The 24798-nt window shown below is 43.3% G+C and carries 21 protein-coding genes and 2 tRNA genes; 13 read left to right on the forward strand and 10 right to left on the reverse strand.

What is annotated here, in order from left to right:
* Nucleotides 1–442: 442 nt before the first annotated feature.
* A complete protein-coding gene (locus OCU38_RS06020; RefSeq protein ID WP_261824157.1) occupies nt 443–904 on the reverse strand; it encodes a dCMP deaminase family protein in 462 nt (153 codons plus the stop codon).
* A gap of 227 nt (nt 905–1131) precedes the next feature.
* Between OCU38_RS06020 and OCU38_RS06025 the strand changes: the two genes are divergently transcribed.
* Together OCU38_RS06025 and OCU38_RS06030 are read left to right on the forward strand one after the other, a co-directional pair.
* Complete coding sequence (locus OCU38_RS06025; protein WP_261824158.1) at nt 1132–1557, forward strand: ATP-binding protein; 426 nt, start codon at nt 1132–1134, stop codon at nt 1555–1557.
* A 19-nt stretch (nt 1558–1576) separates the two neighbouring features.
* Nucleotides 1577–2590: an adenosine deaminase gene (locus OCU38_RS06030; RefSeq protein WP_261824243.1), complete on the forward strand. Its 1014-nt coding sequence runs from the start codon at nt 1577–1579 to the stop codon at nt 2588–2590.
* Between the two features lie 91 nt (nt 2591–2681).
* Here the strand turns inward: OCU38_RS06030 and OCU38_RS06035 are convergent, their stop codons facing one another.
* Nucleotides 2682–3686, reverse strand: coding sequence for a helix-turn-helix transcriptional regulator (locus OCU38_RS06035; protein ID WP_261824159.1), 1005 nt, complete (start codon nt 3684–3686; stop codon nt 2682–2684).
* Nucleotides 3687–3816: 130 nt separating this feature from the next.
* On the opposite strand from OCU38_RS06035, the gene rmuC reads away from it, so the two are divergent.
* A complete protein-coding gene (rmuC, locus tag OCU38_RS06040) occupies nt 3817–5418 on the forward strand; it encodes a DNA recombination protein RmuC (RefSeq protein WP_261824160.1) in 1602 nt (533 codons plus the stop codon).
* Nucleotides 5419–5533: 115 nt separating this feature from the next.
* On the forward strand, nt 5534–5995 hold the full coding sequence (gene ssb / locus OCU38_RS06045; protein ID WP_261824161.1) for a single-stranded DNA-binding protein: 462 nt from the start codon (nt 5534–5536) through the stop codon (nt 5993–5995).
* Between the two features lie 74 nt (nt 5996–6069).
* Here ssb and OCU38_RS06050 read toward each other — a convergent pair whose 3' ends face one another.
* The 3 genes from OCU38_RS06050 to OCU38_RS06060 all read right to left on the reverse strand — a co-directional run bounded on the left by OCU38_RS06050 (nt 6070) and on the right by OCU38_RS06060 (nt 9683).
* A complete protein-coding gene (locus OCU38_RS06050; protein ID WP_261824162.1) occupies nt 6070–7143 on the reverse strand; it encodes a threonine aldolase family protein in 1074 nt (357 codons plus the stop codon).
* A 94-nt stretch (nt 7144–7237) separates the two neighbouring features.
* Nucleotides 7238–8881 carry an SgrR family transcriptional regulator gene (locus OCU38_RS06055; RefSeq protein WP_261824163.1) on the reverse strand — a complete coding sequence of 548 codons (1644 nt, stop codon included), beginning with the start codon at nt 8879–8881 and terminating at the stop codon, nt 7238–7240.
* Nucleotides 8882–8996: 115 nt separating this feature from the next.
* Nucleotides 8997–9683, reverse strand: coding sequence for a VV20781 family protein (locus tag OCU38_RS06060; RefSeq protein WP_261824164.1), 687 nt, complete (start codon nt 9681–9683; stop codon nt 8997–8999).
* A 496-nt stretch (nt 9684–10179) separates the two neighbouring features.
* Between OCU38_RS06060 and OCU38_RS06065 the strand changes: the two genes are divergently transcribed.
* The 5 genes from OCU38_RS06065 to OCU38_RS06085 all read left to right on the forward strand — a co-directional run bounded on the left by OCU38_RS06065 (nt 10180) and on the right by OCU38_RS06085 (nt 17998).
* Nucleotides 10180–10761, forward strand: coding sequence for an outer membrane beta-barrel protein (locus OCU38_RS06065; protein ID WP_261824165.1), 582 nt, complete (start codon nt 10180–10182; stop codon nt 10759–10761).
* A 280-nt stretch (nt 10762–11041) separates the two neighbouring features.
* A complete protein-coding gene (gene sbcD, locus OCU38_RS06070) occupies nt 11042–12262 on the forward strand; it encodes an exonuclease subunit SbcD (protein ID WP_261824166.1) in 1221 nt (406 codons plus the stop codon).
* Nucleotides 12259–15999 carry an AAA family ATPase gene (locus tag OCU38_RS06075; protein WP_261824167.1) on the forward strand — a complete coding sequence of 1247 codons (3741 nt, stop codon included), beginning with the start codon at nt 12259–12261 and terminating at the stop codon, nt 15997–15999. The genes sbcD and OCU38_RS06075 overlap by 4 nt, the downstream gene beginning before the upstream one ends.
* Nucleotides 16000–16104: 105 nt before the next feature.
* Complete coding sequence (locus tag OCU38_RS06080) at nt 16105–16992, forward strand: PA4780 family RIO1-like protein kinase (RefSeq protein WP_261824168.1); 888 nt, start codon at nt 16105–16107, stop codon at nt 16990–16992.
* Nucleotides 16993–17209: 217 nt separating this feature from the next.
* Nucleotides 17210–17998: a hypothetical protein gene (locus OCU38_RS06085; RefSeq protein ID WP_261824169.1), complete on the forward strand. Its 789-nt coding sequence runs from the start codon at nt 17210–17212 to the stop codon at nt 17996–17998.
* 9 nt (nt 17999–18007) lie between these two features.
* Here OCU38_RS06085 and OCU38_RS06090 read toward each other — a convergent pair whose 3' ends face one another.
* On the reverse strand, nt 18008–18187 hold the full coding sequence (locus tag OCU38_RS06090) for a hypothetical protein (RefSeq protein WP_261824170.1): 180 nt from the start codon (nt 18185–18187) through the stop codon (nt 18008–18010).
* 85 nt (nt 18188–18272) lie between these two features.
* Here OCU38_RS06090 and OCU38_RS06095 point away from each other — a divergent pair, with 85 nt between their 5' ends.
* Complete coding sequence (locus OCU38_RS06095; RefSeq protein WP_261824171.1) at nt 18273–18839, forward strand: acyl-CoA thioesterase; 567 nt, start codon at nt 18273–18275, stop codon at nt 18837–18839.
* 181 nt (nt 18840–19020) lie between these two features.
* Nucleotides 19021–19788 carry an SH3 domain-containing protein gene (locus OCU38_RS06100; RefSeq protein ID WP_261824172.1) on the forward strand — a complete coding sequence of 256 codons (768 nt, stop codon included), beginning with the start codon at nt 19021–19023 and terminating at the stop codon, nt 19786–19788.
* 87 nt (nt 19789–19875) lie between these two features.
* Here OCU38_RS06100 and OCU38_RS06105 read toward each other — a convergent pair whose 3' ends face one another.
* The 3 genes from OCU38_RS06105 to OCU38_RS06115 all read right to left on the reverse strand — a co-directional run bounded on the left by OCU38_RS06105 (nt 19876) and on the right by OCU38_RS06115 (nt 20936).
* Nucleotides 19876–20463, reverse strand: a complete 588-nt coding sequence (locus tag OCU38_RS06105; protein WP_261824173.1) for a porin family protein — start codon at nt 20461–20463, stop codon at nt 19876–19878.
* A gap of 281 nt (nt 20464–20744) precedes the next feature.
* Nucleotides 20745–20821: transfer RNA gene (locus OCU38_RS06110), tRNA-Val, on the reverse strand.
* A 38-nt stretch (nt 20822–20859) separates the two neighbouring features.
* Nucleotides 20860–20936, reverse strand: a tRNA-Val gene (locus tag OCU38_RS06115).
* A gap of 308 nt (nt 20937–21244) precedes the next feature.
* On the opposite strand from OCU38_RS06115, the gene OCU38_RS06120 reads away from it, so the two are divergent.
* Entirely contained in the window at nt 21245–22507 is a 1263-nt protein-coding gene (locus OCU38_RS06120; RefSeq protein WP_261824174.1) for a carbohydrate porin, read from the forward strand.
* A 34-nt stretch (nt 22508–22541) separates the two neighbouring features.
* Here OCU38_RS06120 and OCU38_RS06125 read toward each other — a convergent pair whose 3' ends face one another.
* Complete coding sequence (locus OCU38_RS06125; protein ID WP_261824175.1) at nt 22542–23714, reverse strand: multidrug effflux MFS transporter; 1173 nt, start codon at nt 23712–23714, stop codon at nt 22542–22544.
* Between the two features lie 101 nt (nt 23715–23815).
* On the opposite strand from OCU38_RS06125, the gene OCU38_RS06130 reads away from it, so the two are divergent.
* A complete protein-coding gene (locus OCU38_RS06130; protein ID WP_261824176.1) occupies nt 23816–24763 on the forward strand; it encodes a LysR family transcriptional regulator in 948 nt (315 codons plus the stop codon).
* Nucleotides 24764–24798 lie beyond the last annotated feature (35 nt).

Genomic DNA, 24798 nt, shown 5'->3' on the forward strand with positions numbered 1-24798 from the left:
GGCAGTTCCTAAATACTAAAATGTTCGCCAACAGAGTTGAAATAAAGAGTATAAAATAGCTCGTTAGCGAAAAGTCGTGCATTGCATGTGAAAATGGTACTCGAGCATCATGTTGGGCTTATGCTGAACACATACTGTAGTCGCTATAAGCGTAGACGTTCACTATTTACTCAACAAGTTAGCGCGATTTTTTCTAGGGGCGCAATACTACGCTGTTTTTAGCACTAGCGGAAAGTGAAAGTGAGTGATTGGCTCATTGAATATGGATAGATATAGTGAATTTCGGGCTGATTTAGCTCTGTATGTTGAGCTTCTGGTTACGGTGTCACGCAGTGCTAGTGGTGAATTTAGTATTAGTTGGGTGGTACAGAGTGTGATCTGTTAGAAAAAAGCCTCAATTTCCGTGAAGAAAATGAGGCTAAAGTAGAGGCTTGTTATAGATTTACAGATTAAGTGACTCGTCACTTAGCTCGTTTTTTGCCAGCCAATCAATTTTTACACCGGCTTGGTTGAACATGTCCTCACTGACCTTAATTTTATCGCCCCAACGAGAAAGAAAATCAGGGTCTTGTTCTGGGCAGTGTACGACAGAGATTCCGGTTTGAATGATTTTTGCTGCGCAATTTGGGCATGGAAAGTGCGTTACCCAAATTTCACAGGCATCCAGATCTCGCTTAGCAAATAAAATGGCGTTTTCTTCGGCATGCAAAGTTTTAAGATACTTCATGTCGCGGTCATCGGTTTCAGCACTATCGGCAATCCCGTGCGGGTAGCCATTGAAGCCAACGGAAACGATGCGGTTGTGTTTTGTGATTACAGCGCCAACTTGAGTAGAAGGGTCTTTGCTCCAAGACGCGACCAGTTTTGACATTTGATAAAAGCGCTTAGCCCATTTAGTTAGCATATTTAATTCCTTGATTTAGCTGACGGTTCAGCGTTAGCTTGTAGGCGTTTAGCTTAACGAATTCCGCTATAAGCCTAAACATTTTTCTTATAATAAACACTGACGTTTATCGTTTATTACAAAATTTTTCGCAAAATGAGCGGTAGTTAGCGAAGTGCTTAGCTGTGATTGGCTAAAATTATCAAGGCATGGCTTCATAGCCAACATTTTAAAGGAACATCAGTACTTTGCAGTTACTTATTCTGGTTCGTGGTTTACCTGGTTCAGGTAAATCCACTTTGGCAAAAAAACTCTGCCAAAGTTGCGATGGCATGCATTTAGAGGCCGATATGTTTTTCACCGATAGCAATGATGAAAACTATCAGTTTAATGCCAATCAATTGAGTGAGGCGCACGCTTGGTGTCAGTCGCAAGCCTTAAAGGCACTTAAAACAGGTAACACGGTTGTTGTCTCAAACACCTTTGTACAGAAATGGGAAATTGTGCCTTATCAAAAAATAGCCAAACAGTTGAATATTGGCTTTAAGATTTATGAATGTTATCAACAGTTTGATAGTATCCACCACGTGCCAAGCAGCAAAATAAAACAGATGAGTAAACGTTGGTTTACCTTGTCTGGCGAACTAAAACAGTGCTTGGAAACCCTGACTTAGGAATATGGAGAAAATAACGTTGCAACAATTTATTGAACAAATGCCAAAAGTGGAACTGCACCTGCACATTGAAGGCACACTAGAGCCTGAATTAATGTTTGAATTAGCCAAGAGAAATCAGGTATCTATCCCTTTCTCCTCGGCTGAGGAAGTGAAGCAAGCCTATCAATTCCACAACTTACAATCGTTTCTCGATATTTATTACCAAGGGGCAAATGTTCTTATCCAAGAGCAAGATTTCTTCGACCTGACTTGGGCTTATATTGAGCATTGCCAGCAAGACAATGTTCGCCATTGTGAAATATTCTTTGATCCGCAAACTCATACCGCAAGAGGGATTGAGTTTGACACTGTGGTGAATGGTATTCATAAAGCGCTGCTGAAAGCAAAAGACGAATATGGCATCAGCAGCCAGCTCATTATGTGTTTTTTACGTCATCTTGATGAAAATTCAGCTTTTGAAACACTCACTCAAGCTTTGCCACATAAAGATAAAATCATTGGCGTAGGCTTAGATTCTTCTGAGTTAGGCCATCCGCCTGAGAAATTTGAAAGAGTATTTCAGCAAGCTATTAAAGAGGGCTTTTTAACTGTTGCGCATGCAGGAGAAGAAGGGCCATCAAGTAACATACAAGATGCCATGTCTTTGCTCGGTGTTTCTCGCGTTGATCACGGCGTAAGGTGTGTGGACGATCCTAAGTTGATTGAAACATTGCAGGTGTTACAAGTGCCGTTAACCGTTTGTCCGTTATCGAATATTAAACTGAAAGTATTTGAGACAATGGAAGAGCACAATGTAGTTGAACTGCTGCGGCAGGGATTGTGTGTGACCATCAACTCAGATGATCCGTCTTACTTTGGCGGATACATGACCGAAAACTTTTTGCAGGTTGCGATGGCGCATCCTATAGAAGCGGATGAATTGGCGCAATTTACGCGAAATGCCATCAAAGCCAGCTTTATTGATGAGCATCAGAAACAAGTATTAATGCAAGAAATTAACCACTATGTTGATGCTTTTAAGCGAAAATAAAGGCTAATAGCAGATCTTAATACAATGCCCCGTCAGTTTGATGCTGATGGGGCATTTTTGTATGTGCTGATTTAAATCATAACTACGGGGTTTATTGATACTTAGCCAGAGCGCTGTTTAAATTATCGATCACTTTGTCGCGGATTTTTTGCGGTGAAACGACTTCAATTACGTTCGCATTTTTCATTAACCACCATTCAAAACCCAGACTATCGCGAACTTTTGCTCTGATGGTGGTGATTTTATTATCTTTATAGACGATTTGTTGACACGCGGAGAGCTTGGTTTCTTCTATTAAATGCAGTCCGGCGTAGTTATCAATATTCAGTTCTACCTCGATAAACTCACCGCCAGAAAAGTGCGGTACGTTACGTTGAATGTATTGTTTCGCATTAAAGGTTTTGTGCGCATCTTGCAGGCTAAAGCCCAGTTTTAGCTGCTTGATTCGATGAATGGCAAAGGTTCGGTATTCGTTCGTACCTTCTTTGGTCGCAATAAGGTAGAAACTGCGCCCATGCAGCACGATCCCTAAAGGCTCGACGCTGTACTCTTGAGTGTGGCTATGCCCACGCTTTTGATAGGTTAAGTGTAAGCCGCGTTTATCTATAATCGCTTGTTCAATGTCATCAATGAACGACTCATCAAATTGAGGTGAAGTTAGCTGAAATTCAATCGGAGAGTAAGTAAAGCGCTCCTTCCATAGCTCCGTTCTTTTATCCAGTGCGCTGTTGCTGGTGCTGATGAGGTTAGCAACTTCTTTGCGCATGGTCGGTGGCAACATTTGCAATACTTCATGCTCAATAATTTTCAGAGATAACACGCTGCTCATTGCCGAAGGGTTTATCGGGTGAGGATGACCTTGGGCGATCTTAATTTGATGTGGGCGAGTGTCGGCGTTGATTTCAACGGAATAGTAATCGCTAGCAACTTTTGCAATGACCCTTTGCACAGTTTTCATTTGGCTTTTGTCATCAAGGCTCGAATCGAGTAATTCGTGTGAGAGCAACATTTGCTTAAGCTCTAAACTGGTGACATGTGCCGGGTGGCAAGGAATGTTTTGCAATACCAACTGATAACGTTCAAATGTTTTCGACACTGTGATTACCTGATCATCCACGAAAGAGAATAATTGTACATTAAGGGACACTTTTTGTCTCTATGTCAGGCATAATAGAACAAAGTATTCAGTTTATGCTCAGCATAGCTCTTTGATTCAAGGAAACACCATGAACTTAACGTACGTGATATTTGGCTTAGTGTTAGTGATTGCCTGCGCAATATCGTATTGGCTGGCTAATCGCACGCAAGCACAGCTGAAATTGGAGCTTGAGCTTGCCAATGCTGAACTGGCAAACCAAACCGAATTTGCCAAGGCGTATCAGCAAAAGTTGCAACAAGCACAAGAAGAAAATGGCGATTTGGAAGTGCGCTGTGCACAACTGGGCTCAGAAATGCAGGCACTGCGCGTGTCAGAGCATTCTTATCGTAAGCAGTTAACCGAAAAAGAGCATATGCTGCGTCAAGCTACGCAAGCTCTAGGGCAAGCCCAAGTCGCGGAAAGCTCGGCAAGCGCAAGTTTAAAAGCGAAACACGAACAGCTACTGGCGCAAAGTGAGCGTGCGTTAGCCCTGAATAACGAACTGAAAGAGCTCAATGAGAAGTACTCGATCGCAAGCGGAAAAATTGCTGAACTGCATACCGAAATGGATACTAAAGAGGTGCATTTCAAAGCGCAAATTGAGCTGTTAAAAGAGAATAAACAAGAACTAAGTAAAGAGTTTGAACGTTTAGCCAATGAGATTCTAGAGCGTAAAGGAAAGGCGTTTAAAGAGCTAAATACTGAGAGCATGAGCTCAATTTTAAATCCGATTCATCAAGAGCTTAGAGGCTTTAAAAATAAAGTTGAAGATATTCACAGCAAAGAAAGTGAACAGCGTGTTCAGCTTCGCACTGAATTGCAGAACCTACAAAAGCTCAACCGCGAGATCACCGACCAAGCCGATAAACTGACTACTGCTTTAAAAGGCGAGAAGAAAGTGCAGGGCAACTGGGGTGAGTTGATGCTAGAAAATGTATTGGACAACTCAGGGCTTAGATTAGGCACAGATTACAAACGTGAAGTGAGTATAGATAGCGAAGAAGGGCGCTTTAGACCCGATGCCATTGTTTACCTTCCGCAGAAGAAGCATTTGGTTATTGATGCCAAAACATCACTGAACGCTTATACAAGATATGTGAATTCGGAAGATGTGGCAGAGCGAGAAATCGCACTGCGTGAACATGCCAGCGCAGTACGCGATCGTATTAATGAGCTATCGGCCAAGGAATACAGTAAATTGCCCGGTATTAACTCACCGGAAGTGGTGGTGATGTTTATTCCAATTGAATCGGCTTATGTTGAAGCGCTGAAAGCCGATCCCAACCTGTTCCAATCGGCATTGGAGAAAAATATTTTAGTGGCAACACCGACCACGCTACTGACCAGTTTAAACATAGTTCGTCAGTTGTGGCGCTTTGAAGAGCAAAACAAACACACCGCTGAATTGGCTAACCGCGCCGAGAAGTTTTACACCAAGCTGAATACTTTTTTGAACTCTATGGAAGGTGTCGGCAAGCAACTTGATAAAGCCAAAGAGACTTATGACCGAGCGTTGGGGCAGTTACATACGGGTAAAGGCAATTTAATCAAACAAGCGTCCGAGTTTAAAGAACTAGGGGTTGCCGTGACCCGTGAATTGCCGAGCGAGTTGGTAGAAAAAGCTAATTTAGAGCTTGAGTATCACACGCCAAGCCCTGATTTTACTGTGATTGAGCATAAGCAAGGTTAAGCGTTGTAATAAGAACTGCAATGGCAAAATGTAACCAGCACTATACTAAAAGCTATTGTCTATGAAGCGGTAGCAGTCACCCATATTGGGTAAATGAAACGTTTAAGGAATCAAAATGGCATCACGCGGCGTAAATAAAGTCATCATTTTAGGTAATCTAGGTACAGACCCAGAGCTAAGACACTTTGCTAATGGCAATGCTGTCGCTAACTTTACTGTAGCAACCTCTGAAACTTGGCAAGACAAAGCTACTGGTCAGCAACGCGAAAAAACCGAGTGGCACCGCATTTCGGTAATGGGAAAACTAGCTGAAATTGCTGGAAATCACCTGCGAAAAGGCTCACAAGTGTATATTGAAGGTCAGTTGCAAACTCGTAAATGGCAAGACAAATCGGGCCAAGAACGTTACACAACTGAAATTGTGGTACAAGGCTTCAACGGCACAATGCAAATGTTGGGCTCTCGCCAGCAAGGCGAATCAAGTCAACACTCACCAAACCAACCACAACAAAACACTTCTAGTAACCAAGGTCAGTTCACACCAAACTCAGACGATTACGACGATATCCCGTTCTAGGTAGTGCGGGGTCAGGTCTTGAAATTTGCATGCCGCAAGCGGTATGCAAATTTCAAGACCTGACCCCGCAATTGCTACGCTTTCGCGTTTAACCAATCTAAAATGGAGAGTATGCGTTGGTCGGTTAGGTTTAGTAGGGTGTCGCCTACGTAGATTTCGACCAGTGTTTGGTTTGGATGTCCGGTGACTTGTGGGAAACCTAGCCAAACTTTTTCTTCTATTGCCAAGTCGTCGCGTATTTGTAGCGCTGTTTTTTGATCAAACGGCAAGATCAGATGCAGCATATTTGCTTGTGGTTGGCTTGGGCTTAAAGTGAATTTTGGATAGCGAGCAATCAAAGAGTACAGCTGTTTAGTGCGTTCAAATAACGCGGGCATTTGTGCCAGTCTTTGGTCAAATTGCATGGCTGCTGAGACAACATAAGGGCTACGGTGAATTACATTGCCCCCTTGTCGCTGCATCCAGCGACTCGCTCGTTTAATAAATGCTTGATCGCCAAGCAAGATTGCGCCGCCTAATCCACCCAGTCCTTTGTATAAAGAGACGTAAGCGGTATCAAAACCTGCGCTAATTTCGTGATAAGGTTTTTGATAGTAAGCGGCGGACTCCCAAAGTCTTGCGCCATCCATATGTAGGTGAATGTTGTTGTTTTGGCAATGATTCTTAATTTTTTCTAGCTCTTGCCACTCAAGCAGTTGTCCACCAATTTCGCGCATTGGCAATTCGTACAATACCGCGGCTAATTCATCTGGGCAGTTTTCAAGGTCGTCAACAGTCCAAGGTTGGTATCGATTACCCAGCGGAGCAACAGTAAAGCGTTGTTGCAGTTGGTAGTTTTGATTTTCATGGCGCACGATATGGCTGCTTTCATGCATGCCCACTAATGGGTTGCGTTTGCTTCGACAAACAAGATCCAATGCAGTGACTTGCGCAAGGGTGCCAGTCATGACAAACAATCCCGCTTCATAACCTAATAGCTTGGCCACTTTCTGTTCAAAGCTCTGAATCAGCTCTCCCGTGCCATAAACATCGTGCTCAATGTTGTTTTCTTCACACCATGTTGCCATTTGTGCGTACATTTCGGCCGGCGTTGGATCGCGGTGACCATAAAGAATGGTGTCGCATTGATTACGTAGATTTTGTGTCATGGAAACAATCCTTTGCTTGTGATGGGATGGGGTCAGGTCTTGAAATTTGCATCGCCAAAGGCGATGCAAATTTCAAGACCTGACCCCGCAATAATTATGTTCGGTGATCGAACCAAATTGTAGAGAGGTTCATGAAGCCTAAGCCGTTGACATCTGTGCCTCTTAGGCTTTGATGGCTTTTGAATGAAATGGATTTTGTCCAAAGTGGGACAATTCTGTTTTGCTCTATATAGCGGCGTTCTAGTTGCGCCAATATATCTTGAATATTGTCACTTTTTTGCACCTCAGACTGCCATTGCTGACGTTTAAAAGGTGTCAGTAAATTCACTGCAGGCTCACTCAATAGCATCCAGTAGTAATGATCTAATATCGAATCTTGGCCGACAAGGAAATCATTGATCCACAATTCAGCTTTACTGAGTTCTTCAACATACTCAATTTGCACCCCAAGTTCTGTGAAACGATGCCACATATGGTGAAAATCTTGGTGATTGTGCGCCAAGATCTTGATGGAATGTGGCAGGGCAACTTTTAACTCTGAGTCATTGTCGATAATACAAAGTGGCGTTTTGCTGGGTTGGAATAGGTAACAACACAGATGATGCGTTTCTTGGTAGTGACTGAGCAATACCTGACGGCAAACACGCGCAATGGCATTACGGCTGTTGTTGTCCAGTCTGTGGCTCAAACATAAGCTCTTAGTGCCAAGTTGAGAGGTGTGAATGCCTTCTTGTGCTTGGGACTTAGTATCAAGCTCTTCGTATTCAAACAAATGGCCGATAGAGGTTTTATTAGTTCTGATCACATGCCAAAAATCGGCTTTGCGTAGAATGCCGTGCTGAGCAAAATACTGGGTGTTCTTTTGCAAACTCCAGTGATCAGTTTTGCGATTTCCCCAGTAATAAGGCCCACTGCCGTATGGATATTCAGGCTCACTTGGATTTTCTAAAAATATGGCAGCATGAATATCGGCTAAGGTATGCAAAAAAATAGGATCATCATAGTGTAAGGTGATCGAGACCCACTGCATGTCAATCTCAATCTCTTTGATGCATTGATAAAGCTCATTGGCTAAAACAGATTCTTCAGTATGCGCAAGTAATGACGATTTAACATGCTCTGGTGATAGCAATACGCCATTGTGAAAATACACATCGGGACGAATGCGAAAATAATAGGTCAAGCCTTCTTGGTAAAATTGATGCGCAAGATGTGGTTGAAAGGTTTGTGTGGCATCATCAAATTTTATTAAGGTATCAAATAGCACCGTCACATACATGCCTGCGTGACGATCTTGCATATACATAGGGTGACAAAGGGGCAGGGTATACGGTACCAGTGAAACCAGTTCATCAGAGCGGTCGCTACCACTGGATAGCTCCGCTATCCAATCAGGAAGATGCTGTTTAAATACAGTTTGGTACTGAAATATATCTGCGTAACGAGAGGCTTCGTTAAGCTCTCCCTTGGCGACGTAATCTTTGATCACATCACACAACACTTCATGAAAAGAGCGTTTCACTTGCAGCTGAGTTTTAATGCCGCGTCCACGACCGGGTATCCAATCTATCCAACCTAACTCTCGCAGGTTTTTCATGGTTTTCGCGACATTTCGTGTCGAACACGACATAACTTGCGCCAATGTTTGGCTATCTACGACGGTAGATTCTGTGCCGAAAAATCGATCCAGTTGTTTAAGACGGTTCAGATGGATAGTGCTACTGGTTTTTTCGGTCATTATTACTAACTTAAGGTGAACAAAAAAGATGAACTATTAAACAATAGTTCATCTATTATTAAGGTCAACACATCTTGTATTGCCGGAACTGATTTATCGCGTTATTTACTAACGATTAATCGTTCTTTGGTCTCCAGCTCAACGCACTTGCGATACTACCTACTACGATAGTGTCACGTTGCGCTTCAGTTAGCTCAGGAAGCATTTGAATGCTGATTGAACCATTAGCTTGTGTTGCAGCCACTTCTTTTCCGTCAATTTTGAAGCTGTAACCTAGAGGCTCACCGGCTTCAAATGCAGAACCTTGCGCTTTTTTAACCGCAGCAAGTTGAATTTTAACGCCGTCTACGCTTACAAAGCCTTCTTCTTTGCTTGCGCCCATTAAGCTGTGTTCTTCAGTGATTTCGTAAGAACCTACGGCTTTTCCGTCTTCTGTGATATCACATTTGAATGGTTGGCTACCTGAAAAATCAATGCCGCCCAAGCTTAGGTTAGACTGTTCACCAGTACATTGAAGTTTCCAGTGTTTATCTGTTTTGCTATCAAGCTCAGCCATCATGCCGCCTTTGCTTGAACCAACAACACCAAACCAGCTAGATTTTGATGAATCACGAGTAAAGTGACCACTATATTGTTCAGCTACTTTAAATGAACCTTCGTCGCCGAAGCCGCCAAATTTACCGTCAACAGTGACAGGAAGAACTGGCTGTGCATTGACTGCGTCTGACTTAACCATAATCGCAGTAGAGGCACAACCAAACAGGCTGCTTGCTACAAGTAGACCTAACGTTAACTTTTTCATAGTGTTCCTTATATTCTATTGATGGTTGAACTATATGAAACGAACGTTAATAAAAAGAGGAAGAGTCCGTGCAATTTAGTTCTGGTTTTAAATTGAGCAACTTTTGCGAAATAGAGGGGAAGGTCTCAGACTTATGCTGAGATTTGCTCTCTAGAAATCGACATTTTTACGTAAGCCCTTTATATAAAGGCAAATGTAGACAAACGGAAGGGAACAGTCGTGTGACTAAAATGCGAGAAACGCCATTCTGTATAGCTTGTGAAAGGCTTACACAGCTTGCTATATCGTCAATATTGAAAGCAATGTTTGAGCATATGTCATCATATGACAAAGGACAGAATCCACGAAGGCTCGCCCTATAAGGGGTTACCTTAATTCAACCAGTTTTATATGTGTCGAGGAAATAAAAGTGGAACTGTGGCAATGACACTGTTCGCTTTTTAAGTGTGATTTCGGTCGTATACTTTTTTGCATTGAAGTTATAGGAGAAATCACAATGAAAAATTTCAAGTGGGCTATTTTAGGTGTTGCGTTAGTAGCGGGCTATGCAAGTGCAAGCGAAGCGAATACAACAAGTTCTGAGGCTGGCTTTTTCTCTGGTATCACGATTGGTGGGGGTTACGCCAGTGACAGCAATGTGCAAGGCCATACTCTAAATGGTTACTCTGCTTACTCTCGCGGCTTTTTAGTACCTTCACTAAAAGATTATTTATTTACAGATTTCCGTTGGTCTCATACGACTAGTGATAATGAAGCTCCAACAGTTTCAGGTCAAAACTTTAGTGCAGTCACCTTTACTAAATATGACTTAGAACGTTATCAAGCAAACATCGGTGTTGATTACCCGTTTCACGCAACGCAAAGTATTACTATTAAACCTTACCTAACAGCAGGTTGGGCGTGGGATACACTGGAAATTGCTTCTCAAAAAGATCATGACAACGGTATGGTTGGCGCATTGGGTCTCGAAACTCAATTTGGTCAACATGTGGTGACAAATCTAGGTTACTCAGAGCAATTCTCTGGTGATTTGAAAGCAAATCAATTCATGCTTGATGTCGGTTACAAGTTCAAATAACCGCTCGTTTTAAGCCTGAAATAACAAAATTTACAGCCCCCAAATACTGAGGTATTTGGGGGCTTTTCTATATTGTGCGTTTTTGTGGCATGTAACCTGTAGGGAATCGATTAACGATTGAGAAGCGTTAGCGGGTCATTTATTATCTAAAATTAGCCAATACTGCAATCGTACTTAGAACTTGTATTTTTCAGCCCGTATTTAAGTCTCAGTTACGTTTGTTGCTATCGGCCCTGATAAGGACATCTGGCACTTAAACCACTCTTACTCGTTGGTCTTAATGAAAATATTGCACACCTCTGATTGGCATCTTGGCCAAAACTTCTTCACCAAAACTCGTCTTTTTGAGCATCAACAGTTTATTAAATGGTTACTTGAAACCGTTCAGTCGGAGCAAGTCGATTGCGTGATTATCGCTGGCGACGTATTCGATACGGGCACGCCGCCTAGTTACGCCCGTGAATTGTACAACCACTTTGTGGTGCAGATGCATAGCTTGAACTGTCAATTGGTGGTGCTTGGTGGCAACCATGATTCTGTTGCCATGCTCAATGAATCCAAACAATTGTTAAAGCAATTGCACACCCAAGTAGTCGCCAGTGCCAGTGAAGATGACACTATTTTAGAGCTAAAAAACGCGCAAGGAACAACTGGCGCAATTTTGTGTGCGGTGCCTTTTATTCGCCCAAGAGATGTGTTGAAAAGTACTGCTGGTGAGTCAGGTGCAGACAAACAAAAGGCGTTAGGTGAGGCAATCAAAGGGCACTACGCTAGCTTGTATCAACAAGCACTACAGCTTCGTCAAGCACAAGGCTTGCAAGTGCCGATCATTGCCACTGGGCATTTGACTGCACTAGGTGTCAGCCAGTCAGAGTCGGTGCGAGATATTTATATTGGCTCGTTAGACGGTTTTGCCGCAGACGGTTTTCCACCGGCGGACTACATTGCGCTAGGGCATATTCATCGACCACAAAAAGTGGCAAAAACTGAACACATTCGATATAGCGGTTCACCTATTTTCCTTAGCTTTGATGAACTTAAATCAGAAAAACAAGTGCTGCTAGTAGAATTTACCTTAGACAAATTAAGCAACATTGAAAGTAAAGCCGTACTCAGTTTTCAAGCTATGTATAGCTTGAAAGGCGATCTTGCCAGCCTAGAACAGCAAATCAATCAGTTAGTGATCCCTGACGATCAAAGTGTATGGCTGTCTATTGAAGTTGAAGTGCAAGATTATCTGAGTGATTTACAGCAAGCGGTGCAAAAGTTGATTGGTGAGCGCAATATTGAAGTATTGCAATTGCGCCGCTCTCGTAAGCAAAAACAGCGCACCTTGTCGCAACAAAAATCAGAAACCTTATCGGAATTAACCCCGATGGAAGTATTTAAAAAGCGTTTAGATATTGAAGATTTTGCTGATGAAAAAGATCAAGCACGCGCCAAACGCATGACAGGTAAATTTCAACAAATCGCGCTTGAAGTGCAGCAGGAAAGCAAATGAAAATACTGCGTCTCACCTTTGAAAATTTAAACTCATTAAAAGGCAAATGGCACATAGATTTCACCTCAGATGCCTTTGTTGAAAGCGGTTTATTTGCCATTACTGGCCCGACAGGAGCCGGAAAAACCACCATTTTAGATGCCATTTGTTTAGCCATTTATCATGAAACCCCGCGTCTTGGGGGTATCTCCACCAGCAATAATGAAATCATGACCCGAGGCTGCGCCAGTTGTAGTGCGGAAGTGGAGTTTGAAGTCAAAGGTAAGGCATATCGCGCACATTGGAGTATGCGCCGGTCTCGCAATAAGGCCGACGGCAACTTACAACCCGCTACGGTTGAATTGGCTGAGGTGGAGTCGGGGACAATTATTGCCGACAAGGTGAAAACCAAATTAGATCAGGTGAATAGCATTACCGGTTTAGATTTTGCGCGCTTCACTAAATCTATGATGCTGTCACAAGGGCAGTTTGCGGCCTTTTTAAACGCCAATGCAAATGACCGCGCTGAATTGCTTGAAGAGTTAACCGGCACTGAGGTGTACGGTTTGATCTCTGAGCGTGTCCACCAAAGTTATAGCCAAGCGAAGATCGCGCTCGATCAATTACACGCCAGAGCCGATGGTGTTGCACTATTATCTCCAGAACAACTTGAAGAATTACACGCTCAATCAAAACACCTGACCGAGAGTAGCGACAAGCAGCAGAAGCTATTAACTTTGCATCAACAGCAGCAGCAGTGGTGGCTTGAGAAAAATAAGCTACAACAAAACGTGACAGTGCAACAAAACGCGTTAGAGGTAGCAACTGTCGCGCACAACGCACTGCAACCACAGCGAGAGAAACTGCAACGCAGTCAACCTGCCGAGCGAATGCGCGCGGACTATGAGTTATGGAACAGTGCGCAACTTGAGCAAACCCGTATTACTGAGCAGCTGCAAACGCAAACAACACAACTTGCTTTACAGCAAGACGCGCTGCAACCGTTGCAGGCCGCAGTGCAGAGCTCAGAGCACACGCTACAACAGGCAAGAACTGCGCAAACATCGCTTCGCCAGTTGATCCAGCAACAAGTGGTGCCCATTGATACCCGACTGCAAGAGCTGCGAAAATCTCTTGTCCAGCAACAACAAAAAACAAAGCAAGTAGACAGCGCAGTTAAACAGCTAAACGATAGAAAAGGCAAGCTAGAGAGTGAAAGACAAGCGGCTCAGCAGTCACTTGAAAAAGGTCAGACGTATTTAAAAGTCAATGCCAGCGATGCTATTTTGCAAAGCAAACTGGCTTTGTGGCAACAAAAGCATCAGCAGCGTGTGGAGGCGAGCCAAAAGGCAGATCAAGCAGAACGACTTGCCAAGCAACTGACGATACAAAGTAATGATAAACGTACTGTGTTAAGTCAGAAAAAGACTCAAGAACAACAGTTAATCAAAGAATTAGACACTTTTGAGCAGACGTTTAATACCGCGCAGCAGCAACTTGATGAATTACTAAAACAAGGTGATGAGTCGTCTCTTTTGACTCAGTTGCAGGCATTGCAAAATAATCACCCTAACTATCTGAAATTAGAGCAAGGCAATAGCCTGTATTCAGACACGGTAAAAGAGCGTGCACAGCTTGTTAGTTCGATTGCTGATCAGCGGTTAAAACTTGATGCACAAACACAAAAAGTATCACAGCTTCGTCGCGAGCTTACTTTGTGTGAGCAAAGCATTACTGACATTAATAAGCTGTTAGCCCAAGAAAGTGAATTGGCTAAATATCGCGCCCAGCTTAATGATCATCAGGCGTGTCCGCTGTGTGGCTCTATTGATCATCCTGCATTAGTAAGTAAAGACAATGCCGATAATGATGTGCTCGCGCTCGGTCAACGCTTAACGCAGGCTCAATCTCGCGCTACTGATCTTAACAATGACTATAAGCAGCAAGAGACTCAGCTAAATACTTTAAGCAGTCACTTGCAACACAGCGCTGAACAAGAGCAGCGGCTAATCAACAAATGCGCTGAGCTAGAACAGCGTTGGCAGAGCTTTACCAAATCATTAGGTCTAGCAATTGATTTGGGTGATGAGCAAGCGGTCACGCAGTTAATGGAGCATAATAAAGCGCAACAAAACGCGATTAATCAACAGCTTAATGCGCTAGTCGCACTGCAAAAAAACACAGACCAAGCCAAACAGACACTGCATACACAGCAAAGTGCATTGGCCGATGTTAGGCGCGCTCTTGATGGCGAGCAAAGTGCATTAACTTTAATTGACAGTAAATCAGATGCGGCAAGCCAAGAGTTCACACAGTGGCATGAGGCGAGCGCGTTATACACGGAGCAGCTAACCAATGAAATTCAAGAAGCCGGTTTTGATTTTGCCAATCTGTACGTAAATGACTCCACAAATGAAAAAGCAAATGAACAAGCAAATGCGCATGCAAACGACTGGTTTGAGCAAAAGCATCGCGACCTAAGCCTATGGAATCAAACGCTTGAGCAAACCCGTTCAGCTGAGCAGTTGCAAGCTCAACTGCAAACGCAAATCGATGCCGTACTTGAATCAATACAAACCAACACGGTTTCGGCAAGCAATGAACAAGCTCGCTTACAGCAAATGCAATCACAGCTGAGCGAGGATGAAACGCAAAGACGTGTTTTATTTGGCGATAAGTCTAGCAGTGAAGAGTCGGAGAAAATGCGCCTACAGCTCGATGCGTGTGAGTTGGCTTGCAGTCAGGCTCGCACAGCGCGTGATAGCGCTTTAGAGAGGGTAACGAAACTTTCTGGGCAACTAGATACCATGAAAGTACAGCATACTCAGCTAACGGCAGACGTTAAAAACAAAAGTGAGATTTGGCAGAGTCAACTTGAGCAAAGCCCATTTGTTGATGTAAGCGAATTTAAAAATGCGCTCTTGTCAGAGCAAGAAAGGGATACGCTGGCGGATGAAATTGAGCGCAGTAATCACGCCCTTGAAAACGCTAAGACGTTACTTAATAGCGCGCAGTCATCTTTAGCCTCACATCAGGGGCAATTTGAGCAAGCCGCATTAGAAAATGAACAATGGACTACTCTTTCACAAGCCGAAATTGAGTCCGTCATTGCTGAGCTTAGTGCGGCAGTGGAGCAGACGTTAAAAAGGCAAGGTGAGTTATCGCAACAGCTGATTAGCGATCAGAGCAATCGAGAGCGACTAAAAGATCTTATCGCTGAAATTGACGCCTTTGAACAAGAGTTTAGCGACATTTCACACCTTAATTCGCTGGTGGGCTCAGCCAAAGGCGATAAATTCAGAAAGTTTGCACAAGGTTTAACCCTTGAGAATCTGGTGTATTTGGCTAATAAACACTTAACTCGTTTTCACGGCCGCTATGAGTTACAACGCAAATCCGATGATGGTTTATCTCTACAAGTGATTGATACCTGGCAAGGCGATAGCGAGCGCGATACCAAAACCTTATCTGGCGGCGAAAGCTTCTTAGTCAGTCTGGCGTTGGCACTGGCGTTATCGGATTTAGTCAGCCACAAAACCAGTATTGATTCTTTATTCTTGGATGAAGGTTTTGGCACATTAGACGCCGAAACCTTAGATATGGCGCTTGATGCGCTAGATAATTTGAACGCATCTGGCAAAATGATCGGTGTGATCAGCCACGTTGAAGCGATGAAAGAGCGCATTCCATTACAAATCAAAGTGTCTAAACGTAGCGGGCTTGGGGTCAGTGCCCTTGAGCGTGAGTTTGCAGCGTAAAGTAAGTGTATAAACAAGCGCACAAGGAAGGGCAAATACAGCAGTTCTAACTTTTATATCAAGGTTAATATGTCATATGTAACATAACTGCTGTATAAAGGCGCCATGAAGATACCTAAGAGAATACAGCCTTTAGTTGACGATGGTTTAGTCGACGAGGTGAAAAGCCAGTTAATGAGTGGCAAAGAAGCGTCAGTGTACATTGTGCGCTGTGGCGAAACGATTCGTTGTGCCAAGGTGTACAAGGAAATCAGCCAACGTAGCTTTAAAAAAGCCGCTGCCTATCGTGAAGGTCGTAAGGTGCGCAACAGTCGTCGCGCCAGAGCGATGGAGAAAGGCTCGGGTTTTGGTCGCGATCAACAAGAAAAAGTGTGGCAAAACGCCGAAGTGGATGCGCTGTATAAACTGGCGGCCGCAGGCGTAAGAGTGCCGCAGCCCTTTGGCTGTTTTGATGGCGTGCTGTTGATGGAGCTCGTCACAGACGACGAAGGCTATGTCGCGCCTCGCCTAAACGATGTGTTGATGTCAGAAGAGCAAGCCATTGAAGATCATCTAGTAATGATGAGCTACGTGGTGAAAATGCTATGCGCAGGTTTGATTCACGGCGATTTATCAGAATTTAATGTGCTAGTTGATGAATACGGGCCAGTGATTATCGATTTACCGCAAGCGGTGGACGCAGCTGCTAATAACAACGCTGAATGGATGCTTACGCGCGATATTAATAACATTCGTGATTATTATGCGCAGTTTGCCCCGCAACTTGCCCAGACAGAATACGCCAAAGAAATTTGGTCACTGTTTGAAAAGGGTGAGCTAAAGCCTGACAGTGAGCTAAGTGGCACATATCAGGAAGTGGAAACGGCGGCGGATATTGACATGATCATGCAAGAAATTGATGCCGCGCGCGCAGCAGAGCTTGAACGCAGAGAGCGAGCGAAAGAAGCCAGTGAAGGGATAGACGATAGTAAGTTTAACTGGTCTGAGTCTTAATCTATTTTTTTATTACCAACACTATGAATATAGCCCTGCCATCGCTTCATCACAGTCTGCGATAGGGCTATTTTTGATTTGCATCAGCGAATGCAAATTTAATTGTGAAATGTATATAACCGCGTTAAATTGTCAGAAAATCTCTACAAAACCTTACTTTTCTTAGCACAACGTATACCATCAAACTGTCTCATTTATAAATTCAGGGAAGACAGTTATGAGTGCACTACGCATCCCAATGACCAAGTTTGGCTTTGACTTCGATTTATTGATTAAATCTTGGGAGGATAAGTTAGATGGTTTTCGCGTGGTCGATGACACGCTTACGCCGCTTGAGGGCGGTTTAGGTATGGGCTTTGATATCCTCAGAGAGTTTGATTCCACAGGTTGGCGCGAACAAATCCCCGCCAAACTGCTAGAGATCACCCAACCTTTTCCCGAATACCAATACCAAATGTTGTGGCTTGCTGCTAATGAACCCACCGCACTAGAATTTTTATATCAACGTCCGATTTTATTGGCGCTGATTTGTCGTCACTGCAATGTGGATAGTAAAGTGGCGCAAATACTCTGCCGCAGAGGGCAGTTAGGTGCACTTGAAGCGTTAGGACTGGATGCCACTGATGGCGCGCTATCGTTTATTGACAAACTAGAGCTGGATTTTGATGTTGGTGACGAGTACGTGCACATTAGTCGCTTGTTGGATGCCAATCAAAAACGTTATCGCGAATTTAAAGATTACCCGCATGTGACTTATGCATGCTTAAGACTGGATAGCATTTTTCCTGAGTTTAGCGGTAAACCGTTGGGCTTAGCCATGCTTAACAGTGGAGAGTCACAAATCAGCCCTGCTGATTTTCAAAAAATCTATGAAGTGGGCAAGCAATTAAACATAGACAATGTGCTAAGCGTAATGAGTGAGCAAGATTCCTCGCTGCAATTGAGCACGCTGTACGAGCGCTGGATAACATTGAAGCGCAAAGGAACTCATTTATCGATTGTTTGAATGGCAAGGTTAGCTTGTATTTAAGCGTAACTGGCGATTTTTCAAAGAATTACCATTAAACCGCTCAATCACTTTATAGGGTGATTGGGCGGTTTGTGTATGAACAACTAATAAAGCCCTAATAAGCCCTCTATAAACAGCAGTAAGCACGCTAAATTCGTGATTTGCAGTTTTTACGTCTACACTCATCTGACCACTTTTTTGCACCAACTGAATTTAGGAACATTGAATCTAGGATCGGATTCTGCATGCCACTGTTTAGGGAGAGACGTACATGTACCCACTATTTCGCCTTGCGAAAGTCACTTGGCAAGCCAAGAAACAGCCACCACTGACTATCGCAGGTAAAAGCACGACTGAGTTTTATTGCCATCCTTGGGATTTAGATATTTTCAATGAGTTAAATAATGGCCGCGTGCTGACTCTCTATGATTTGGGAAGAACCAACTTAGGTATCCGTTGTGGATTAATGAAAGTACTAGCGCGCAACAAATGGGCGTTAGTCGTCGCAGGCAGTTCTGTGCGTTATCGCAAGCGTGTACATCTTTTAAATAAAATCACCATGCACACTCAATGTGTTGGTTTTGATGACAAATGGTTGTATGTAGAGCAATCCATGTGGGTGAAAGGAGAACCAAGTTCTTCCGTGTTGATTCGAGCGGGTATTACCTCCAAACAAGGTATTGTGAGCCCAGTGACCGCACTGGAATCTATGGGACAAGCCAATCCATTTGCTGAGCTTCCAATGTGGGTAAAAGAGTGGGTTGATTCAGAGCAGCACAGACCATGGCCACCCTTAGATGGCGAAATAGAAGCAGAAACGGCTCAGCAAAGCGTATAAATCGCACGCATCGATTAGTTGAATCCGTTAGTGCTGGGTACATCGAACCCAAAAGCGGCATAAAATGATAAGAGCACTATCTGCGATTAAGGTATTATCTTGGTTTTGATACACTACCGTTGTTGTCGAATTTTTGTTTATGGTTTCGTTTGGTGTTTTGGCTTAGTGCTAGGGTAAATTGATGGATTGTGATTCAGAGAGCAGTTTTATTGGAGACTTGCTAGGCATGGCCTTATTTGGCTTCATGTTTTATGCACTGTATAAAATAGTCGTATTGTGCTTCAAAGCCCTTGGGTGGCTTTTCGTTGCGATATACAAAATTTTCGATTTCTGTGTGTTAGTGATTGCCTTGCTCATCAGCCGCTCTGAAAGAGAGGATCTTTGGTTTCATCGTACTGGTTTACGAGCCTTGATCACTGTACCGCTAATGCTGTTTACTTGTGTCTTTGTTATGAGCGATTCAAATGAACAAGCGAATATAGATAGAAATGACTTAGTACGCAGCGCCATTGCGCGACAATCTCAAACAGCACCAACCCAAGCAGAAGCAAGTCAAACAAAGCAAGCCGCCACAAAGCCTCAAACAGTAAATGCGCAATTATTGAATATTCGCTCTAACCCCAACGCAAAAGCAGGCGTTGTTGGTCAAGTAGGGCAAGATAGCATTGTTTTGGTCAATAAAACTCAAGGCTCGTGGTCTGAAATTAGCTACAACAATACGCGAGGATGGGTAGCATCTCATTATTTAACAGCGGCAGAGAATGCGATTTACGCGCATGTTACGGCAATTAAGTTAAACGTGCGCAATGCACCACAAACTGGCGCAGTAGTGTTTCAGCTAAATAAAGGTGACACGATCACCATCGACTCTAGCCGCAATAATTGGGTAAAAATCAAATATAAAGAGAAGTCCGGTTGGGTTGCTCAAAGATTTTTAGATTTCACTTAAAAAACGCCCGCATCAGAATGCGGGCATTTTTTTGTGAGAACATCTTTATAAGGGTAGTGAGCTTATCAGGATTAAACCGTTAAACACTTAGAACTTATAGCCAATAGTGGCTTCGATAGTACTAGTATTATCAAAGTCATCATCGGTATAGCCATCTTTTGTATAAGCAAGGTTTAAAACTGCATGGCTGATTTGAACTTCAACGCCAAGACCAAGTTGGCCGTACGGAGTACCATCAGAACTGCTATAACCAAAAGCGGAACTTGAAATGCTTTGATAGCCGATACCTGCGACAACATAAGGACGCAGAGTCAAAGAATCATCATAAAAAGTGGTGCCAATAAGAAAAGCACCGCCCCCACGAACAGTCGTTGATTTAAGTGTACTAGTCGAGTAATTGTAGATACTCACTGCATCTTCAGATAGGCGCATATATTCAAAGGTACTACGAAAAGCAACGTAGTCATTAATTTGACTTTTTACATTCAGTGATAAGCCACCAAACTTACCTTTAAAGCCTGCATCTCGAAGCTCTGGAGCTGTTAATTGAGCATAGCCGATGTTAAAACTTGTATTGGCAAACTGGCTATTATCAGTGCTAGTAGAACTAGGATCAGAAGCTAAGGCGAATGAAGATATCGAGGAGAGAGCGACCGCTAAGATGATTTTTTTCATGTTTAACTCGATTATATATTGATAATTGATTTGGTTAGTGACGATTCGCTGAACTCAATTCAATTAGAAGGATGCATATTAAAAATAAAAACAAAGATTTCTTTTAATTATGCAAATGATTTTAATCGATTAAATTAGGTATAAACATGAAAGGTGTATAGGTGGCTGTTCACCTTTTCTAATTAAGGAAAGGGAGTGTGGCAGTAGTGGTGAGCAAAGTCATCTTTCACGTAGGCTAAAAACAAAAACGCCAAGCAAAATGCTTGGCGTTTTTGTAAATTTGGTGGGTCCGGGCGAACTCGAATCGCCGACCCCCGCCATGTCAAGGCGGTACTCTAACCAACTGAGCTACGGACCCAAATTTTGTGGTGCAATTTGCATGTTAATGCAAGAGGATGGTGGGTCCGGGCGAATTCGAATCGCCGACCCCTACCATGTCAAGGTAGTACTCTAACCAACTGAGCTACGGACCCATCTTCTTGAACGAGATTGATGTTAGCGATAAGCGCGGTTGGGTTCAAGCACAAATCCTCGCTTTGTGAACTGTTTGCTGTTTTTGTAATCGAGATGGGGCTGATTCGGCTAAGTTAGAAGCGATTTCGGCAGCTTTCGGTTAGGAAATACTAAAGTATTTAAAAAAGGTTTCGATGATTAAACTCAGTAATGTAAGCCAAAATTTATTCGGTGGAACATTGATTTTAGTGGATGTCGCAAAATGACTATTTAGCATCTACATTTTAGATACAGTGAATGGATATCAACTAAAAAATCAAGGTGAAACATGACGTTAACTCCGAGTTTATCTCGAACGTGCTTATCTGTGGTGGCATTAGTTTCTTCATCTTCAGTATTGGCTAACTCGGCCAATTTTGAAGGGCCAGATTCGGTAGAAAACACGATTGCAACGCAAAAGGAAGATCAAAAAGATTGGCGCGAGGGATTAGCCGAACATGGTTTTGTTTTTGGCGCAGATTATTTTTCGCTTGGTCTGTATAGCGATGACGCCACTGGTGGCGGTGATGCATCTTCCGCCTCTGGGGTAGCGCGTGTCTATGGTCAGTGGAGTTTAATTGGCAAGGACAGTGGCAACACCGGCAGCTTAGTATGGAAGTTTGAGCATCGTCATGGCTATAGCAGTACGCCACCTAAAGACTTTTCAGGGACCACGTTTAATCCCAAAGCCGATAATATTGGCTACCTTGGCATGATAGCGCCAGCTTATAGCGATCAAGGCTTTCGCGTCACTGACCTTAACTGGAAGCAGCAATTTAATGGCGGAAGAAGTAGCGTAATTATTGGTTGGCAGGATGTAACCAACTATGTGGACACCTATGCGTTGGCAAGTCCTTGGACGGGCTTCACTAACCTTGCATTTAGTACTGGTGCAGGCGCAATGGGTTTGCCTGATGACGGTATATTGGCATTATCAGCCGGTCATATGTTGACGGATAACTTTTATATCGTCGCGGGTGTCGCCGATGCTAAAGGTCAGTCGGATGAAATTTTTAATGGTTTTGATACTTTGTTTAACGACTACGCACTGTTTAGCACTTTAGAACTGGGTTGGACTGCTTCTCAAAATCAGATCTATACCGAGAACTTCCACGTTACGTTATGGCATATGGATGAAGGCTCTCGTCATAGCTTATCGTCATCAGTACTGCCTAATGGCGAAGTAGTCGGTGGCGAGTCAGGGCAAGGGGTTAATTTTTCTTATAGCACTTTTATTACCCCAGACATTATGCCGTTTGTTCGTGGTGGGGTTTCTAGTGGGGATGTTGCCCTATACAACAAATCGATTTCCGCAGGTGTGGGCTATTTTGGCTTGGGCAGCGCTAAAAATAACTTAGGAGTAGCGGTCAACTGGTCAGAAACTAATGATGTTTTTGACAATAAAGATCAGTTTACCGCTGAGATCTATTACAACATGCAGTTTGGCGATCATTTTCAGCTCACCCCTGATGTGCAATTTATCAATAATCCAGCGCTATCTAGTGAAGATACAGCGCTGGTGGTTGGTGTGCGAGGGCGAGTGTTTTTCTAACCTAATGGTTTAGCTCTCTTTTTATAAACAGACGTTACTTATCATAAACCTTCAAAGTAACGTCTTTTTTATAAAAAATGAACCATGCTAAAGGGAGCGCCATAACGATAGCCATGATGTGTAGTGAAGCCATTGGCAATAAATTGACCAAACCTACCAGTGCTGATGCGCCTGCCATTTGGAAAAAGCCCAGTAGTGATGCGGCAGTACCAGCTCGCTTAGAAAATGGCGCTAATGCTGAGCTACAACAAATGCCTAAAATCAGACAAAAACCTGTGCTTGCGACAAAAATCGGTCCCATAAATGCAAATGGGTGAGCGATGTGGCTGAGTAATACAATCAGCAGTGCGGCGCAACTGCACATTGTAATAGCAAGTTGTAGGGCTTTGGTTTTGCCCAGTTTTCTGATGACGATGGGCGCAATAAAGGAAGCGAGTATATTGATGATGGCGTTACTGCCAAACCAAATAGAAAAAGTGGTGGAGTCTAAGCCCAGTTCAACCATTAATCGAATCGGTGCAATACTGACAAAGGCGATGATGATCGCCATCGCGAGCATGACAAGGCCAGTATTGAACTGAAAAATACTGTTGTGCAATATGGGCTTATATTGCGCCCAATTAATCAATTTTTCGCTGTAAACCGTGTTCTCTGGTCGTGTTTCAGGTAATCGCCAGAATGAAATAAGCCCAATTAATAGCGCGTAGCCAGTCATGAAATAAAAGGTCGCTCGCCAGTTCCATGTTTCGCTGAGCCATCCACCAACAAAAGGTGCTAATGCGGGGATCACGCAGATAACGCCGTTGATATAGCTATAAATAGAGGCGGTTCGTTCGCTAGAGTAACTGTCTCTTACGCCAGACATGACGCTCACCGATACCGCGCAAGTGCCTAGACCCTGAAATATGCGTGATAACCACAGCATTTCTATTTGTTGTGAGAGTGCCGCCACGGTAGAGCTGGCAATGTACAGCATCAACCCAACCATAATCAGTGGCTTACGGCCGTATCTATCCGCCAGTGGTCCTGCTATTAACTGCCCAATACCTAAAGCGGCAAGAAACAAGGTAATGGTGACTTGGATATGACTAAGGGGAGTGTGCAGACTATCCGCTATTTGCGGAAAAGCGGGAAGATAAATATCAATCCCCATTGGGCTGACTATGATAAGTAGCAAAAACAGGTAGATAGGAGGCTTAGTGTTCATTTTAGCTGTCGTGATTAGGTGTTGGCGCAAAGCTTATCAATCTTGAGATATGAATAATATTGAATTATTGTCATCTTAGAGTTTCCTTAATGGAATATTGTATGAAGCTAGACCATATTGACCTTAATCTATTACGGTTGATGTTGATTCTGCTAGAAGATGGCAGTGTCAGTCGCGCCGCCACTAGGCTAAATCTTAGTCAGTCAGCGGTGAGTAAGCAATTAACGCGCCTTAGAGAGCAGTTAGGTGAAGTGCTTAACGATCCTTTATTTATCAGAACGGGAAGAGGGTTAACACCCACTGTGCGAGCCAGTAAATTGGAGCAGCCACTACGTCAGTGGTTACGAGACTCACATACTATGCTATTGCCTGAGACGTTTGATCCCTACCAAGATGAGCGTAATTTTACGATAAGCATTTGCGAAACGGCATTTCCGGTGATCATTCCGCGCCTGATGCCGTTACTGGCTAAGCGTGCTCCCGGTATGCAATTGAGCATAGTGCCGAAAACAAAGCACAGTTTGAACTTATTAAATCAAGGGGAGTTGGACTTACTGATTAGTGCAAAAGATACAGACTTGCGGGCGCAAGCCTCAAACTCTATTTATGGTCTGCAGGATCAGCCAAATCTTGAGCTTTATCGCGATCGGCATATCTGCCTTATAGGTAAGAAGAATCATATACCTAAAACGCAATGGAATATTGAGTCATTTTTGCAAACTGATTTAGTGCGAATATACGTTGAAGAAAGTGAGTTTTGGTTATTAGATAGGGTAGCGGCGGATCAAGGGCGAAGGTTAAAAGACAAAGCTAAAGTGCCTGATTTTCATAGCGCAGCTCTTTTAGCGCAACATTCAAACATGATGCTGGTATGTACATCTATTTTTGCCGAGCAGTTAGCTCAGCGATACGCTTTACAGTCACAGCCTTTACCATTTGATTTAAAGCCCGTAAGTTATCGAATGTTATGGACTAGTATGTTAGAGAGCGATTCCGCTCACCAATGGTTAAGAAATTTAATCATGCAATGCTGCCACGATCTTCAGTAAGATAACGTGATAAACCTCTCTTTTTGAGTTTAATT

It is taken from the genome of Vibrio neonatus (assembly GCF_024346975.1).
Taxonomy (GTDB): domain Bacteria; phylum Pseudomonadota; class Gammaproteobacteria; order Enterobacterales; family Vibrionaceae; genus Vibrio; species Vibrio neonatus.

Excerpts from the sequence above, each read along its gene's own strand:
- OCU38_RS06130 (WP_261824176.1), top strand. The coding sequence starts at position 23,816 with ATGAAGCTAGACCATATTGACCTTAATCTATTACGGTTGATGTTGATT.
- OCU38_RS06095 (WP_261824171.1), top strand. The coding sequence starts at position 18,273 with ATGTACCCACTATTTCGCCTTGCGAAAGTCACTTGGCAAGCCAAGAAA.
- OCU38_RS06075 (WP_261824167.1), top strand. The coding sequence starts at position 12,259 with ATGAAAATACTGCGTCTCACCTTTGAAAATTTAAACTCATTAAAAGGC.
- OCU38_RS06050 (WP_261824162.1), bottom strand. The coding sequence starts at position 7,143 with ATGACACAAAATCTACGTAATCAATGCGACACCATTCTTTATGGTCAC.
- ssb (WP_261824161.1), top strand. The coding sequence starts at position 5,534 with ATGGCATCACGCGGCGTAAATAAAGTCATCATTTTAGGTAATCTAGGT.
- OCU38_RS06080 (WP_261824168.1), top strand. The coding sequence starts at position 16,105 with ATGAAGATACCTAAGAGAATACAGCCTTTAGTTGACGATGGTTTAGTC.
- OCU38_RS06055 (WP_261824163.1), bottom strand. The coding sequence starts at position 8,881 with ATGACCGAAAAAACCAGTAGCACTATCCATCTGAACCGTCTTAAACAA.
- OCU38_RS06090 (WP_261824170.1), bottom strand. The coding sequence starts at position 18,187 with ATGAGTGTAGACGTAAAAACTGCAAATCACGAATTTAGCGTGCTTACT.
- OCU38_RS06065 (WP_261824165.1), top strand. The coding sequence starts at position 10,180 with ATGAAAAATTTCAAGTGGGCTATTTTAGGTGTTGCGTTAGTAGCGGGC.
- OCU38_RS06060 (WP_261824164.1), bottom strand. The coding sequence starts at position 9,683 with ATGAAAAAGTTAACGTTAGGTCTACTTGTAGCAAGCAGCCTGTTTGGT.
- OCU38_RS06020 (WP_261824157.1), bottom strand. The coding sequence starts at position 904 with ATGCTAACTAAATGGGCTAAGCGCTTTTATCAAATGTCAAAACTGGTC.
- rmuC (WP_261824160.1), top strand. The coding sequence starts at position 3,817 with ATGAACTTAACGTACGTGATATTTGGCTTAGTGTTAGTGATTGCCTGC.
- OCU38_RS06105 (WP_261824173.1), bottom strand. The coding sequence starts at position 20,463 with ATGAAAAAAATCATCTTAGCGGTCGCTCTCTCCTCGATATCTTCATTC.
- OCU38_RS06125 (WP_261824175.1), bottom strand. The coding sequence starts at position 23,714 with ATGAACACTAAGCCTCCTATCTACCTGTTTTTGCTACTTATCATAGTC.
- OCU38_RS06100 (WP_261824172.1), top strand. The coding sequence starts at position 19,021 with ATGGATTGTGATTCAGAGAGCAGTTTTATTGGAGACTTGCTAGGCATG.
- sbcD (WP_261824166.1), top strand. The coding sequence starts at position 11,042 with ATGAAAATATTGCACACCTCTGATTGGCATCTTGGCCAAAACTTCTTC.
- OCU38_RS06085 (WP_261824169.1), top strand. The coding sequence starts at position 17,210 with ATGAGTGCACTACGCATCCCAATGACCAAGTTTGGCTTTGACTTCGAT.
- OCU38_RS06120 (WP_261824174.1), top strand. The coding sequence starts at position 21,245 with ATGACGTTAACTCCGAGTTTATCTCGAACGTGCTTATCTGTGGTGGCA.